The sequence below is a fragment of the Streptomyces sp. NPDC046939 genome (assembly GCF_040644575.1).
In the GTDB taxonomy this organism is placed as follows: domain Bacteria; phylum Actinomycetota; class Actinomycetes; order Streptomycetales; family Streptomycetaceae; genus Streptomyces.
Map to the genome: position 1 here is coordinate 112,210 of NZ_JBEYWV010000021.1, position 13,465 is coordinate 125,674.

The 13,465-nt window shown below is 72.2% G+C and carries 12 protein-coding genes; 9 read left to right on the forward strand and 3 right to left on the reverse strand.

Annotation, left to right across the window (positions count from 1 at the left end; all coding sequences use genetic code 11):
* Nucleotides 1–38: 38 nt before the first annotated feature.
* A complete protein-coding gene (locus tag ABZ877_RS23335; RefSeq protein WP_361074370.1) occupies nucleotides 39–668 on the reverse strand; it encodes a lysophospholipid acyltransferase family protein in 630 nt (209 codons plus the stop codon).
* A gap of 314 nt (nucleotides 669–982) precedes the next feature.
* Here ABZ877_RS23335 and ABZ877_RS23340 point away from each other — a divergent pair, with 314 nt between their 5' ends.
* The 3 genes from ABZ877_RS23340 (at nucleotide 983) to ABZ877_RS23350 (ending at nucleotide 3,370) form a co-directional block, all read left to right on the forward strand.
* Complete coding sequence (locus ABZ877_RS23340) at nucleotides 983–2,185, forward strand: glycerophosphodiester phosphodiesterase (protein ID WP_361074268.1); 1,203 nt, start codon at nucleotides 983–985, stop codon at nucleotides 2,183–2,185.
* Between the two features lie 103 nt (nucleotides 2,186–2,288).
* Nucleotides 2,289–2,804, forward strand: coding sequence for a sigma-70 family RNA polymerase sigma factor (locus tag ABZ877_RS23345; protein WP_361074270.1), 516 nt, complete (start codon nucleotides 2,289–2,291; stop codon nucleotides 2,802–2,804).
* 41 nt (nucleotides 2,805–2,845) lie between these two features.
* A complete protein-coding gene (locus ABZ877_RS23350) occupies nucleotides 2,846–3,370 on the forward strand; it encodes a GNAT family N-acetyltransferase (protein ID WP_361074272.1) in 525 nt (174 codons plus the stop codon).
* Here ABZ877_RS23350 and ABZ877_RS23355 read toward each other — a convergent pair.
* Complete coding sequence (locus ABZ877_RS23355) at nucleotides 3,360–3,812, reverse strand: hypothetical protein (protein ID WP_361074274.1); 453 nt, start codon at nucleotides 3,810–3,812, stop codon at nucleotides 3,360–3,362. The two genes, ABZ877_RS23350 and ABZ877_RS23355, sit on opposite strands and share 11 nt — an antisense overlap.
* Before the next feature lie 7 nt (nucleotides 3,813–3,819).
* Nucleotides 3,820–4,179, reverse strand: coding sequence for a hypothetical protein (locus ABZ877_RS23360; RefSeq protein WP_361074276.1), 360 nt, complete (start codon nucleotides 4,177–4,179; stop codon nucleotides 3,820–3,822).
* A gap of 549 nt (nucleotides 4,180–4,728) precedes the next feature.
* Here ABZ877_RS23360 and ABZ877_RS23365 point away from each other — a divergent pair.
* The 6 genes from ABZ877_RS23365 to cobT all read left to right on the forward strand — a co-directional run bounded on the left by ABZ877_RS23365 (nucleotide 4,729) and on the right by cobT (nucleotide 13,208).
* Nucleotides 4,729–5,775, forward strand: coding sequence for an ATP-binding cassette domain-containing protein (locus ABZ877_RS23365; protein WP_361074279.1), 1,047 nt, complete (start codon nucleotides 4,729–4,731; stop codon nucleotides 5,773–5,775).
* Complete coding sequence (locus ABZ877_RS23370; RefSeq protein ID WP_361074281.1) at nucleotides 5,772–6,569, forward strand: methionine ABC transporter permease; 798 nt, start codon at nucleotides 5,772–5,774, stop codon at nucleotides 6,567–6,569. Before ABZ877_RS23365 ends, ABZ877_RS23370 begins: the two co-directional genes overlap by 4 nt.
* 65 nt (nucleotides 6,570–6,634) lie before the next feature.
* A complete protein-coding gene (locus ABZ877_RS23375; protein WP_361074283.1) occupies nucleotides 6,635–7,465 on the forward strand; it encodes a MetQ/NlpA family ABC transporter substrate-binding protein in 831 nt (276 codons plus the stop codon).
* A 166-nt stretch (nucleotides 7,466–7,631) separates the two neighbouring features.
* Nucleotides 7,632–8,270 carry a GNAT family N-acetyltransferase gene (locus tag ABZ877_RS23380; protein WP_361074285.1) on the forward strand — a complete coding sequence of 213 codons (639 nt, stop codon included), beginning with the start codon at nucleotides 7,632–7,634 and terminating at the stop codon, nucleotides 8,268–8,270.
* Between the two features lie 152 nt (nucleotides 8,271–8,422).
* Entirely contained in the window at nucleotides 8,423–9,640 is a 1,218-nt protein-coding gene (cbiE, locus tag ABZ877_RS23385) for a precorrin-6y C5,15-methyltransferase (decarboxylating) subunit CbiE (RefSeq protein WP_361074287.1), read from the forward strand.
* Between the two features lie 379 nt (nucleotides 9,641–10,019).
* Nucleotides 10,020–13,208 (forward strand): nicotinate-nucleotide--dimethylbenzimidazole phosphoribosyltransferase, encoded by a 3,189-nt coding sequence (gene cobT, locus ABZ877_RS23390; RefSeq protein WP_361074289.1) that lies wholly within the window; start codon nucleotides 10,020–10,022, stop codon nucleotides 13,206–13,208.
* Nucleotides 13,209–13,465 lie beyond the last annotated feature (257 nt).

The following is a 13,465-nucleotide window of genomic DNA, read 5'->3' on the forward strand; positions in this document are numbered from 1 at the left end:
CGGTCACCGACCGGGGCTCAGCAGCGGGTTGCGAGGCGTTACGCGGCCTTCGCCTTCGTGGCGTACATGTCCACGTACTCCTGCCCCGAAAGCCGCATGACCTCCGCCATCACCGAGTCCGTCACGGCCCGCAGCACGTACCGGTCGCGGTCCATGCCCTCGTAGCGGGAGAACTCCATCGGCTCACCGAAGCGCACGGTGACCCGGCCGGGGCGCGGCATCCCCGCGCCGCCCGGCTGGAGCTTGTCCGTGCCGATCATCGCGAACGGGACGACGGGCGCGCCCGTCATGAGGGTGAGCCGGGCGATGCCGGTGCGGCCCCGGTAGAGGCGGCCGTCGGGGGAGCGGGTGCCCTCCGGGTAGATGCCGAAGATCCGGCCCTCCTCCAGGACCCGGCGGCCGGTCATGAGCGCGGCGACACCGCCGTTGGCGCCGTCCCGGTCGACCGGGATCATGCCGACACCGGTGAAGAACCAGGCCATCGCACGGCCCTTGAGGCTCTTGCCGGTGACGTACTCGTCCTTGCCGATGAAGCAGACCTGCCGGTCGCAGACGAGCGGCAGGATCATCGAGTCGATGAACGTCAGATGGTTGCCCGCCAGGATGACGGGACCGGTGCCCGGAATGTTCTCGGCGCCTTCCACACGCGTGGGGAACATCAGGCGCATGATCGGTCCGAGCACTGCCTTGATGAACGCGAAGCGGGACAACGGGCCCTCCGGTGTCAAGGAATGGACGATGGGGTTCGGTGCAGGTGAGGACGATACTCGCGGCCGGGTACCCCACGCACATCGGGTTCACGGACCCGAAACGCACAGTTGACGCGAATCAGACGCCCCACACATGGCGAAAAGGACACCCAGGGTCCATCCCGCATCGCCCCGACGTTCCGTCCGGGGTCTCCCGCTCGTCACTTCCGCCCACCTACGATCGATCGCGCCTCGAACAGGCGCAACGCGGTCATCGGTGGGAGGAGTGCTTGATGGGGAACGAGAAGTCACAGCCGGCGCGGGGGGCACAGGAGCCGCGGACCGAGGGGGCCCTCGGCCGCCGCGGTCTGCTCGGCGCCGCCGTGCTGGGCGCGGGCGCCGCCGCGCTCGCCGCGCCCGGCGTGGCCACGGCCGCAGGCCGGGACAGTGGCGGACATCACTCCGGAAAGGGGTACAAGAGCCTGCCCGTCCCCACGATCGTGGCGCACCGCGGCACCAGCGGCTACCGCCCCGAGCACACCCTCGGCTCGTACCAACTGGCGCTCGACATGGGCGCCCACGTCATCGAGGCCGGTGACATCGTCCCCACCAAGGACGGCCATCTCGTATGCCGTCACGAGCCGGAAATCGGCGGCACCACGGACGTGGCGGCGCACCCCGAGTTCGCCGGGCGGAAGACCACGAAGGTCATCGACGGGGTCTCCACGACGGGCTGGTTCACCGAGGACTTCACGCTCGCCGAGCTGAAGACGCTCCGCGCCAAGGAGCGCATTCCCGGCACCCGCCAGCACAACACCCTCTACGACGGCCGCTGGGAGATACCCACCTTCGAGGAGGTCCTTGAGTGGCGCGCCGCGCAGAGCAGGAAGCGCGGGCGCGAGGTGTGGATCCACGTCGAGACCAAGCACCCCACCTACTTCCGCAAGCTCGGCCTCGGCCTGGAGGAGCGGATCGCCAGGCTGCTGCGCGCCCACCGCCTGGACCGCAAGGACTCGCCCGCCTTCCTGCAGTCCTTCGAGCCGACGAGCATCCAGCGCCTGAACAAGCTGGTCGGCAACCCGCTGGTGGTCCTGCTCTCCACGGCGAACTCGCGCCCCGCCGACTTCGTCGACATCGGCGACCCGCGCACCGTCGCCGACCTCATCACCCCCAAGGGGCTGGCGGAGATCGCGACGTACGCGCAGGGCATCGGCCCGACCCTGGACCTGATCATCCCCAAGGACGCGGCGGGCAGGCTCCAGAAGCCGACCACCCTCGTCAAGGACGCGCACCGCGCCGGGCTGATCCTCCACCCGTACACGATGCGCAACGAGAACACCTTCCTGCCCGCCGACTTCAGGAAGGGCACGGACCCGAACGCCTACGGCGACGCGTTCGGCGCCTTCCAGGCATACTTCGCCACCGGCATCGACGGGATCTTCACCGACAACTGCGACACCGGCCTCCTCGCCCGCGAGGACTTCCTCACCGGCTGAACCCCCCGCGAGACCGCGTCAACGGCCGACCCGTTGGACCCGGATGGAGTGAGACGCGGCCGCCCCGGCAACCCGTCGCCGGGGCGGCCGCGTCCCGCCGGGCATGACGTACGACAAGGTGATCGAGGCGCTGCGGCCCCTCCTCGCGGCCGAGGCCCGCGCCGAGCTGCCCGGCGCCGCCGAACCCGGCGACCTCGAACAGGCCGTATGGCTCCGCCTCCTGGAACACCTCGCCGCCCAGGGCCCGCCGCCCGACCCGGCGGCCTGGCTCACCTCGGCCGTCCGCGCCGAGGCGAGTCGCCAGCTCCGCGCCGGCCTGCGGGAACGCCCGTACACTACCGAGCCCGCGGCCGAGCCGGCCGCCTCGGACCCCGAGCGCCGCGCCCTGGACCGGGAGCGGGTCCGCGCCCTGCACGCGGCGATCCGCCGGCTGCCCGGACGGTGTCCACGCCTCATGGGTGCGTTTCTGTCCCCCGAGGACCTCACCTACCGTGAAATCGCAGGCGAGTTGGGTATCTCACAGGGCAGTCTTGGGCCGGAACGTGCCAGATGTCTGGGATGCCTCCGCAGAATCCTCGCGTCCGAGGTTGCGCCCGGACCCCGCAGGGGAAAAGGGTGAGGGAACAACCGGCGGAACAGGTGAGCGGGAGGCATGCACACATGGGCATGAGCGTGACCATCTCTGCGGCGACCGAAGCGGACTCCGAGCAGATCCTCAAGCTGCAGTACCTCTGCTACCAGAGCGAGGCGCAGCTCTACGGCGACTACTCCATCGAGCCGCTCACCCAGTCCCTGGACTCGGTCAGGGCGGAACTGAGCGGCGGCACCGTCCTGGTGGCCCGCCTCGGCGACGAAGTGGTCGCGTCGGTGCGCGGCACGGTCGACGCCGACGGCACCGCCCGCGTCGACAAGCTCATCGTGCACCCGCGCATGCAGCGCCACGGCCTGGGCGGGCGCCTGCTGGCCGCCGTCGAGTCCGCGCTCACCTCGGCGGGCACCGTCAAGCGGATCGAGCTGGCCACGGGCCACCGCAGCGAGCACAACCTGCGCCTGTACCGCAAGCACGGCTACACGGCCGTCTCGACCAGGCGGGTCGACGACCGGCTGACGCTGATCACCCTGGCCAAGGACGTCGAGGCCGTGGCGGCGGCGCCCGCGGCCGAGGCGTTCGTGGCTAGCGCGTAGGCGCGGTCCGCGCCCGGCGCAGCCAGAACAGCGCCGAGACGGGCAGGAGCACCGGGATGAACAGGTACTCCATGCCGTAGTCGGACCAGACGGTGGAGTCCGCGAACGCCGAGGGCTCCACCAGCGTCCACGTCCCGACCGCGAGCACGCCGAGCAGCTCGGCGGCGCAGCACACGCGCGCCGCCCTGCGGGCCGTCTCACCGCCGCGCACCAGCGAGTACGTGATGAAGCCGTACACGACGCCCGCGACCGCCGAGAGCGAGTAGGCGAGCGGCGCCTTGTCGAAGTCCGTCGCGATCTGGAAGACGGAGCGCGAGACGGCGCCGACCACCATCACGCCGTACAGCCAGACGAGCAGCGTGCCGGGGCCGCTGGTCAGCCGCCGGGAGCCGCCGTTCCTCCGCCCCGTCTCATCCGTCCCGTCGGGGCTCTGCGAAGCCACAGCCACCTCATCCTCCCCAGATGTCATAGAGCCGCACCTCGAGGACGGCGAGGACCACGCCGCCCGCGGCGACCGTGACCGAACCCCAGCGCGTACGCTCCGCCAGCGACATGAACCCGGCCGCCGGGACGCAGGCGAAGGCCCCGATCAGATAGGCGACGAAGATCGTCGTGCCCTGCTCGGGCTTCTCGCCCCGCGCGAGCTGCACGATCCCGATGACCAGCTGCGCCAGCGCGAGCACCGAGACCACGGCCATGCCGATGAAGTGCCAGTCCTTGGTCGGCTGGTCGCGGGAGGCGGCGTAACCGCACCACGCGGCGAGCGCGAGCGCGGCGAGACCCGTCACCAGGGTCAGGACAGCAAGCATGGGCGCACCCTATTACGGGCCAAAAGGCCCGATGCGCTCGCCCCTGGGCTGTCCGTCGGCGCCGTGGCGTTGACCACAGCGTACGAGGCGCGGGAAGGCTCGGCGGACGCCCGGGGAAGGGTCTGCCCGCCGTGTCAGCACTGGCCACCGGGGTGACGTGACGATCACCGGCGGGGGCCGGGTCCCCTCCGCGCCCGTCCATGGCTGTCCGCTATTCGGACAGCGCAGGTCACGTCCGTCCTCACGTCTGCTTTACTTGCCCGCATGACCACGACGAGCAGCCGCACCCTTGCGACCGAGGCGACGATGACGCCCGGTGCTCGTTGTATGTGTCGAATGTGCGCCTTCTGAGGGCCCCCGCCTTGCCTGTTTCGCGCCCCGAAGCGAGACCCCGGGTCTGCCCGCGCACAGCTTCCGTACTGATCCCAGTACCGCTCCGCACCCGTGGAGCACGAGCCTGCCGCGCCCGGAACTCCAGCCAGTTCCCGAATTGAATGCCCCGTGCCCGGCGCCACCCGTGCCGCGCACTCGACAGTGACGGAAACCCACGTGATCACCACCCAGGGCCTCACCAAGGTCTACCGCTCGCGCGGCCGCGAGATCACCGCACTCGACGGCGTCGACCTGCACGTGCGCGAAGGCGAGGTGTACGGCGTCATCGGTCAGTCCGGCGCCGGCAAGTCCTCGCTCATCCGCTGCGTGAACCTCCTCGAACGCCCCACCTCCGGCACCGTGACGGTCGCGGGCCAGGAGCTGACCGCCCTCGCCGGGCGCGGACCCCGCGCCGGACGGGAGCTGCGCGAGGCGCGCAGCCGGATCGGCATGGTCTTCCAGCACTTCAACCTGCTGTCCTCGCGCACCGTCCAGGACAACATCGAGCTGCCGCTGGAGATCCTGGGCAAGTCGGGGAAGGAACGTTCCACCAAGGCGCTCGAACTGCTCGACCTCGTCGGCCTCGCCGACAAGGCGAAGTCCTACCCGGCGCAGCTCTCCGGCGGCCAGAAGCAGCGCGTCGGCATCGCCCGCGCCCTCGCCGGCGACCCGAAGGTGCTCCTCTCCGACGAGGCGACCAGCGCCCTCGACCCGGAGACCACCCGCTCCATCCTCCAGTTGCTGCGCGACCTCAACCGCAGGCTCGGCCTGACCGTCCTGCTCATCACGCACGAGATGGACGTCGTCAAGACCGTCTGCGACTCCGCCGCCCTGATGGAGCGCGGACGGATCGTCGAGTCCGGCACCGTCAGCGAACTCCTCGCGACACCCGGCTCCGAGCTGGCCGCCGCGCTCTTCCCGGTCAGCGGCGACGCCTCCGGCGCGGACCGCACCGTCATCGACGTCACCTTCCACGGCGAGTCCGCGACCCGGCCGGTCATCTCGCAGCTCTCGCGCACGTACAACATCGACATCTCGATCCTCGGCGCCGCGATGGACACCGTCGCGGGCAAGCAGGTCGGCCGCATGCGCATCGAGCTGCCCGGACCGTACGAGGAGAACGTCGTCCCCATCGGCTTCCTGCGCGAGCAGGGGCTCCAGGTCGAGGTACAGGGCCGCGAGGACCGCGCGTCCGCACTGCTGAAGGAAGGTGTCACCAAGTGACCTGGTCGGAGATGCAGCCCCTGCTGTCGCAGGCGTGTTGGGACACCCTCTACATGGTCGGCTGGTCCACGCTGATAGCCGTCGTCGCCGGGCTCCCGCTCGGCGTCCTGCTCGTCCTCACCGACCGCGGCGGACTGCTCCAGAACGTCGTGGCGAACAAGGTCATCGGGCAGGTCGTGAACATCGTCCGCTCGATGCCGTTCATCATCCTGATGGTCGCCCTGATGACGTTCACGCGCTGGATCGTCGGCACCACCATCGGCCGCGAGGCCGCCATCGTGCCGCTCGCCGTCGGCGCCATCCCGTTCTTCGCCCGGCTCGTCGAGACGTCGGTGCGCGAGGTCGACGGCGGGCTCGTCGAGGCCGTCCAGTCGATGGGCGGCAACACCTGGACCGTCGTGCGCAAGGTCCTCGTCCCCGAGTCGCTGCCGTCGCTGATCTCCGCGACCACCACGACGATCGTCGCCATCATCGGCTACTCCGCCATGGCGGGCACGGTCGGCGCGGGCGGCCTCGGCGACCTCGCCATCCGCTACGGCTACCAGCGCTTCGAGACCGAGATGATGTGGATCATCGTGGCCCTCCTCGCGGTCGCCATCGCCGTCATCCAGTTCGCGGGCGACAGCGGCGCCCGCGTCCTGCACCGCCGCGCGGGCAAGGGCGGCGAACCGCTCCGCTTCCGCGCCCTCGGCGGCTTCCTGCCCGGCGGCCCGGCGGCGGCCAACAAGACAGCCACCCCCGCGAAGACGGCCTCCGAGGCCGCTCCCGAGACCGCTCCCGTCAAGACCCGCTGACGGCACATCCCTGACTCCCCGCTCCACCCGGCGGGTTGCACCACCCATGGAGAAAGGCACTTTTCGTGCGTAACACCACCAAGATCACCGCAGCCGTCCTCGCCACCGGCGCCCTCACCCTGTCCCTGACCGCCTGCGGCTCCGACAAGGGCGACACCAAGGCCAAGGCGTCCGACAAGCTCGTCGTCGCGGCGACCCCCGTCCCGCACGCCGAGATCCTCGAGTACATCAAGAAGAACCTGGCGAAGAAGGAAGGCCTCAACCTCGAGGTCAAGGAGTTCACCGACTACGTCACGCCGAACACGGCGACCGAGGACGGGTCCGTCGACGCCAACTACTTCCAGACCACGCCCTACCTCAAGGACTTCAACAAGAAGCAGGGCACGCACCTCGCCTCGGTCGCCGTCGTCCACCTGGAGCCGCTCGGCCTCTACTCCGAGAAGGCCGACAAGCTCGACGGCATCAAGAAGGGCGGCACCATCGCCCTGCCCAACGACGCCGACAACGAGAGCCGCGCCCTGCGCTTCCTCGCCTCCAGCGGCCTCATCACGCTCAAGAGCGGCTCCGAGGCCACCGCGACGCCGCAGGACATCGACAAGAACCCCAAGGACCTGGAGTTCAAGGAGGTCGAGGCGGCCCAGACGCCGCGCTCCCTCAAGGACGTCGACGGCGCCGTCATCAACGGCAACTACGCCATCGGCGCGGGCCTGAACCCCGCCAAGGACGCCCTCGCCCTGGAGTCCACCAAGAACAACGCGTACAACAACGTGCTCGCGGTCAAGGAGGGCAACGAGGACGACCCGCGCGTCAAGAAGCTCGCCAAGCTCCTCACGTCGCCCGAGGTCAAGAAGTTCATCGAGGACAAGTACAAGGGCTCGGTCCTGCCCTCCTTCTGATCCTCCGTGACCCGACGGATCTGACACCGCCTCACACGAGGGGCCGCGCCCGCTGACCGGCGCGGCCCCCATGTGCGGTTACGTGCCTTCATGCTGCATGCTGGGCACTTCACCCGGCGGCCGGCGCGAAGTCCGGCGGGCCGCCACGAAGGTTACGGAGCGGCGTATGACGAACACCTTCCCCGACATCTCCATCAGTACGGAGCGTTTGGTGCTGCGTCCGCTCGAGGACGACGACGCCCCCGCCCTCGCCGAGATGATGAACGACGAACTCGTCGCCGCCTGGACCTCCGTGCCCCAGCCCTTCACCGAGGACGACGCACGCCGCTGGATCACCGAGTACGCGCCGAAGGAACGCGCCGCCGGCACCGGACTCGACCTCGCCGTCACCGAGTTCCTCACCCAGCGCCTTGTCGGCATCGTCCAGTTGACCAAGACCAACTGGCACGTCCGCGCCACCGAGCTCTCCTACATCGTCGCCCCCTGGGCCCGCGGCGAGGGCTACGCCTCCGAGGCCGCGCTCGCCATGGCCCAGTGGCTCTTCCGCGACCAGCGCATGGAGCGCATCGAGATGCGCACCGCCGCCGACAACACCGCGTCCCAGCAGGTCGCCCAGAAGATCGGCAGCATCAGCGAGGGCGTCCTGCGCAATGCCTGCATAGCGCGCACCCGCACCGAGGACGGCGGCTGGACCGACGTCCGCACCGACTTCATCGTGTGGAGCCTCCTCCCCGAGGACATCGAGGGCGTCACCGAGCAGCTCGCGGAGGCCGGCGGCTTCACCGCCTTCTCGGACTGGAACTGACCCGGACCGCGCCCGACCCCACAGGCGGTCGCCGGACCCAGCGGGTACGCTCTCCGGTGCCCCGCCCGGCTCCCGCACGCCGGCGGCACCCCCCGACCCGTGTACGCCCCCTCGCGCGTACGCACCCGAGCACACCCTGGAGACTGACGACGATGGCCGACCGGGTCACGGTGATCGGCTGGGACGGCTCTCCGCTCACCGCGGCGGCCCGCTCCGCGCTCGGCGCGGCCACCCTCGTGGCGGGCGCCGCCCACCACCTGGCGCTCCCCGAGGTCCCCGCCCACGCCGAACGGATCCGGCTCGGCAGCGTGGCGCTCGCCGCCCGCCGCATCGCCGGCCACCGCGGCACCGCCGTCGTCCTCGCCGACGGCGACCCCGGCTTCTTCGGCGTCGTCCGCACCCTGCGCGCCCCGCAGTACGGCCTGGAGGTCGAGGTCGTACCCGCCGTCTCCGCCGTCGCCCAGGCCTTCGCCCGCGCCGGGATGCCCTGGGACGACGCCCAGGTCGTCGTCGCCCACCGGCGCACCCTGCGCCGCGCCGTCAACGTCTGCCGCGCCCACCCCAAGGTCGCCGTCCTCACCTCGCCCGGCGCGGGCCCCGCCGAACTCGGCCTTCTCCTCGAAGGCGTCCACCGCACCTTCGTCATCTGCGAGGAGCTCGGCACCGACCGCGAACAGGTCACTGTCGTCACCTCCGACAAGGCCGCCGACCACAGCTGGCGCGACCCGAACGTCGTCATCGCCATCGGCGGCACCGTCACGGTCGGCACCCCCGAGAACGGCGGCTGGCTGTTCGGCGGCGACCCCGACACCACCCCGCGCGGCTGGGCGCTGCCCGCCGCCGCGTACGCGGGCCCCTTCGGCGAGGGCGAGAGCGAACAGCTGCGCGCCGCCCAGCTGGCCCGCCTCGGCCCGCGCACCGGCGACCTCGTCTGGGACATCGGCTGCGGCAGCGGCGCCTTCACCGCCGAGGCCGGACGCTTCGGCGCCGCCGTCATCGCCGTCGACCGCGACGCCGACGCCTGCGCCCGCACCCTCGCCACCGCCCGCCGCTTCGGCGTCCAGGCCCAGATCGTCCACGGCACCGCCCCGCACGTCCTGGAGAACCTGCCCGAACCCGATGTCGTACGCGTCGGGGGCGGGGGAGCGGCGGTCGTCTCCGCCGTCGCCGACCGGCGGCCCGCGCGCATCGTCACGCACGCCGCGACACGCGACGACGCCGAACTCGTCGGCCGCGACCTGACCGAACACGGGTACGAGGTCGAGTGCGCGCTGCTCCAATCCGTCGAACTGGACACACGCGCCTGGACCGAGAAGGAGCGGACCGTGGGGTTCCTGCTCTCGGGGCACCTTCCGGACCGCCACCCGTGACCCTGCGGGACCGGCGCGCGCGGTAGGCTGGCCGATCGTTGTACCGCACCAGGACGTGCGCCGCTTCGTCGGCCAATGTCCCGGAAACGCACCACTCTTGGCGCGCATGTGGTACGGCGGCGACCGGAGGACGCGCAACGTGGCGCAGTCCACAGGAGACCGTGGCCGAACCACCTGCCACAGTCGCGATCCGGCCGGGACAATACCTGTTGTCCGGGACGGTTCGTGCCGTGCGGCTCGCGTGCTCGTTCTCCAAGGAGAAGTTCCAAGGAGGACGGACGCCGGGCCACTCCGGTCCGCGGCCCGCAAGGGGCGCGCGCGGCTCCGGCGGACGGCCGGGAGCGGCAGGGAAGTTCTCATCGATGGGCGAGGGGTAGGCATGACCGACACCGGTCAGGTTCCGGGCGAAGGGCTGCCGGAGAACGCAGGCGCGGTGGGACAGCCGGGCGCTCCCGCCCAGGGCGCGTACACCTACCTCGATCCGGCCGGCACCGGCGGCGAGGAAGACGAGATGCTCCTCATGCCTGGCTCCCAGGGCGCCTGGGGCGAACCGCAGACACCGACGCCCCCGCCGCAGCAGTACCCGCAGCCGCAGACCCAGGGTCAGGAGTACGCGGAGTACGGCGACTACGCGCAGGCGCCCGCCGCGCACGAGCCCGGCCCGCACGAGACGGCTGGCCGCGACAGCGGCCACCACGACATGGGCGCGATGCAGGCCCCGGGCCAGCCGCAGGGCCCGCAGGCGCCCGCCGCCCCGCGCCGCCCGCTCCACATGGGCCCGCCCACGCCGGAGACCGGCGTCGGCCCCGTGCGCTCGCTGGCCGACCGCGGGCCCGCGCAGCAGACCCCGGCGCACCCGACGCCCGTACGGCAGGCGGGTCCGCCCACCACCGGCCCCGAGTACCTCGACATCCCGCCGCAGGGCGGCACCCCGTGGGCGCCCGCCGAGTCCGCGCAGCAGCAGCCGCAGGCCCCCGCCGAGCCGGAGCCGCAGCCCGGCTTCTACGCCGAGCAGGCCCCGCACTTCCCGCACCCGCAGCACCCGGACGCCTCCCAGCAGTTCGCGCCCGCCGCCGAGCCGGTCGCCGCGTACGCGGGCCACGGCGGCGAGCAGTCCGGCGAGTACGCGGTGCACGAGCCGCAGGCGTACGAGCCTGTGCGGCAGCCCGCGCCGGAGCAGCCGCTCGGCCAGTTCGTGCCCGTCGAGGGCACGGTGCCGACCACGCCGCACCTGGCGCCGACGCCGCCGCAGGCCATGGTGGTCCCGCCGCTGCCGGAGGAGCCGGTGGCGCAGGAGAGCGCCGAGCTGCCGGAGCCCGCGCAGGAGCCGGTCGCGGCCGCCCCCGAGCAGGCGCCGGTCGCGGAGCCGCTGCCCGTCGCCGAGCCGGTCGCCGAGGCGCCCGCGGAGCCTGTGGCGGTGGCGCCCGAGGCCGCCCCCGCCGAGGAGGCCGTTCCCGTCGCGGAGGCCGTGGTCGCCGAGGCGCCCGCCCCCGTCGAGGAACCGGTCGTGGAAGCGGTCGTGGAACCGGTGGTGGAGACGGCCGCCGAACCGGTCGTCGAGCCGGTCGCTGAACCGGTCGTCGAGCCGGTCGCGGCGCAGGCCGGGGACGTGGCCGAGGCGGAGCCCCTGGCCGTCGTGCCCGCGCCGCGCGAGGGCGAGCAGGCCGCGCTCGCCGAGCCGGTGGCCGACGACTTCGAGGCCGACGAGCCCGACGTGATCGAGGTCGCCCCGAAGCCCGAGGTGCCGGTGCAGGCCCCCGAGGAGCCGGAGGAGCCTGAGCAGCCCGAGCCGCAGCCCGTGCCCGAGGCCGCCGCCGACGAGGCGGAGCCCGAGGCCGCCGCCGCGTCCGGCTACGACGACGCCGAGCGCGAAGCGGTCCTGCGCGTCATGCGCGAACGCCGCGACATCCGCAACGGCTTCCGCTCCGATCCGATCCCGCACGAGGTGCTGCTCCGCGTCCTGGAGGCGGCCCACACCGCGCCGTCCGTGGGCCACTCGCAGCCCTGGGACTTCGTCGTCATCCGCTCGGCGGAGACCCGGCGCACCATGCACGAACTGGCGATGCGTCAGAAGGACGCGTACGCCAAGTCCCTCCCCAAGGGCCGCGCGAAGCAGTTCAAGGAACTGAAGATCGAGGCCATCCTCGACACCCCGGTCAACATCGTGGTGACCGCCGACCCGACCCGGGGCGGCCGCCACACCCTGGGCCGTCACACGCAGCCGCAGATGGCCCCGTACTCCTCCGCGCTCGCCGTGGAGAACCTCTGGCTCGCGGCCCGCGCCGAGGGCCTCGGCGTCGGCTGGGTCAGCTTCTTCGACGAGCGCGAGATGGTCCGCACCCTGGGCCTGCCCGAGCACCTGGAGGTCGTCGCCTACCTGTGCGTGGGCTACGTCGACGAGTTCCCGGAGGAGCCCGAGCTGATGCAGGCGGGCTGGTCCAAGCGGCGCCCCCTGTCGTGGGTCGTGCACGAGGAGACGTACGGGCGTCGGGCGCTGCCCGGCGAGGACCCGCACGACCTGCTCGCCGAGACCGTCTCCAACATCCGCCCGCTGGACGCGAAGGCGCTCGGCGAGGCGTGGGAGCGGCAGAAGCGGATGACGAAGCCCGCGGGCGCGCTCGGCATGCTGGAGATCATCTCCGCGCAGCTGTCCGGCCTGTCCCGGATGTGCCCGCCGCCGATCCCGGAGCCCGCGGCCGTCGCGATCTTCGCCGGTGACCACGGGGTGCACGCCCAGGGCGTCACCCCCTGGCCGCAGGAGGTCACCGGCCAGATGGTCGCGAACTTCCTGGGCGGCGGCGCGGTCTGCAACGCGTTCGCGAACCAGGTCGGCGCCGAGGTCTGCGTCGTCGACGTGGGCGTCGCCTCCGAACTCCCGGCCACGCCCGGCCTGCTGCCGCGCAAGGTCCGCGCGGGCACGGCCGACATGACGACCGGGCCCGCCCTCTCCCGCGAAGAGGTCAAGGCGGCCATCGAGGTCGGCATCGAGACGGCCCGCGACCTCGTCGCGGCAGGCAACAAGGCGCTCCTGACCGGTGAGATGGGCATCGCCAACACCACCGCGTCCGCCGCCCTGATCTCCGTCTACACCGAGGCCGACCCGTCCGAGGTCACCGGCCGCGGCACCGGCATCAACGACGAGACGCACGCCCGCAAGGTCGAGGTCGTCCGCCGCGCCCTCGAAGTGCACCAGCCGGACCCGGCCGACCCGATCGGCGTCCTGTCTGCGGTCGGCGGCCTGGAGCACGCGGCCCTGGTCGGCCTGCTCCTCGGCGGTGCCTCGCTGCGGACGCCAGTCATCCTCGACGGCGTCAGCGCCGGCGCGGCCGCCCTGGTCGCCCGTGCCATCGCCCCCGAGGTCCTGGCCGCCTGCATCGCGGGCCACCGCAGCGCCGAGCCGGGCCACGTCGCGGCCCTGAACAAGCTGGGCCTGCGCCCTCTGGTCGACCTCGACCTCCGCCTCGGCGAGGGCACGGGCGCCCTCCTGGCCCTCCCGATCGTCCAGAGCGCGGCGCGGGCGATGCACGAGGTAGCGACGTTCGACTCAGCGGGCGTCACCGAGAAGTAACCCGAGCACGTCAGAGGGACGCCTGCCCGACGCCACCACCGCCGCGGGCAGGCGCCCCGCCCCGCCCCGCTGTGCGCAGGCGTCCCACACTCGCTGTGCGCAGGCGTCCCGCACCCGCTGTGGGCAGGCGTTCCGCTGGGGGTCCCCCCGGACGGAGTCTGGGGGAGGGACGGGTGGGCACAGCAGTCCAGCGCCGGGTAACCGTCCAGGGGGCCAGGACATAAGCTGGGCGCACCCGGAAACCGCACGTCACAGGG

Coding starts and splice junctions, on each gene's coding strand:
- ABZ877_RS23335 (WP_361074370.1), bottom strand. CDS start 668: ATGCGCCTGATGTTCCCCACGCGTGTGGAAGGCGCCGAGAACATTCCG.
- ABZ877_RS23340 (WP_361074268.1), top strand. CDS start 983: ATGGGGAACGAGAAGTCACAGCCGGCGCGGGGGGCACAGGAGCCGCGG.
- ABZ877_RS23345 (WP_361074270.1), top strand. CDS start 2,289: ATGACGTACGACAAGGTGATCGAGGCGCTGCGGCCCCTCCTCGCGGCC.
- ABZ877_RS23350 (WP_361074272.1), top strand. CDS start 2,846: ATGGGCATGAGCGTGACCATCTCTGCGGCGACCGAAGCGGACTCCGAG.
- ABZ877_RS23360 (WP_361074276.1), bottom strand. CDS start 4,179: ATGCTTGCTGTCCTGACCCTGGTGACGGGTCTCGCCGCGCTCGCGCTC.
- ABZ877_RS23380 (WP_361074285.1), top strand. CDS start 7,632: ATGACGAACACCTTCCCCGACATCTCCATCAGTACGGAGCGTTTGGTG.
- cbiE (WP_361074287.1), top strand. CDS start 8,423: ATGGCCGACCGGGTCACGGTGATCGGCTGGGACGGCTCTCCGCTCACC.
- cobT (WP_361074289.1), top strand. CDS start 10,020: ATGACCGACACCGGTCAGGTTCCGGGCGAAGGGCTGCCGGAGAACGCA.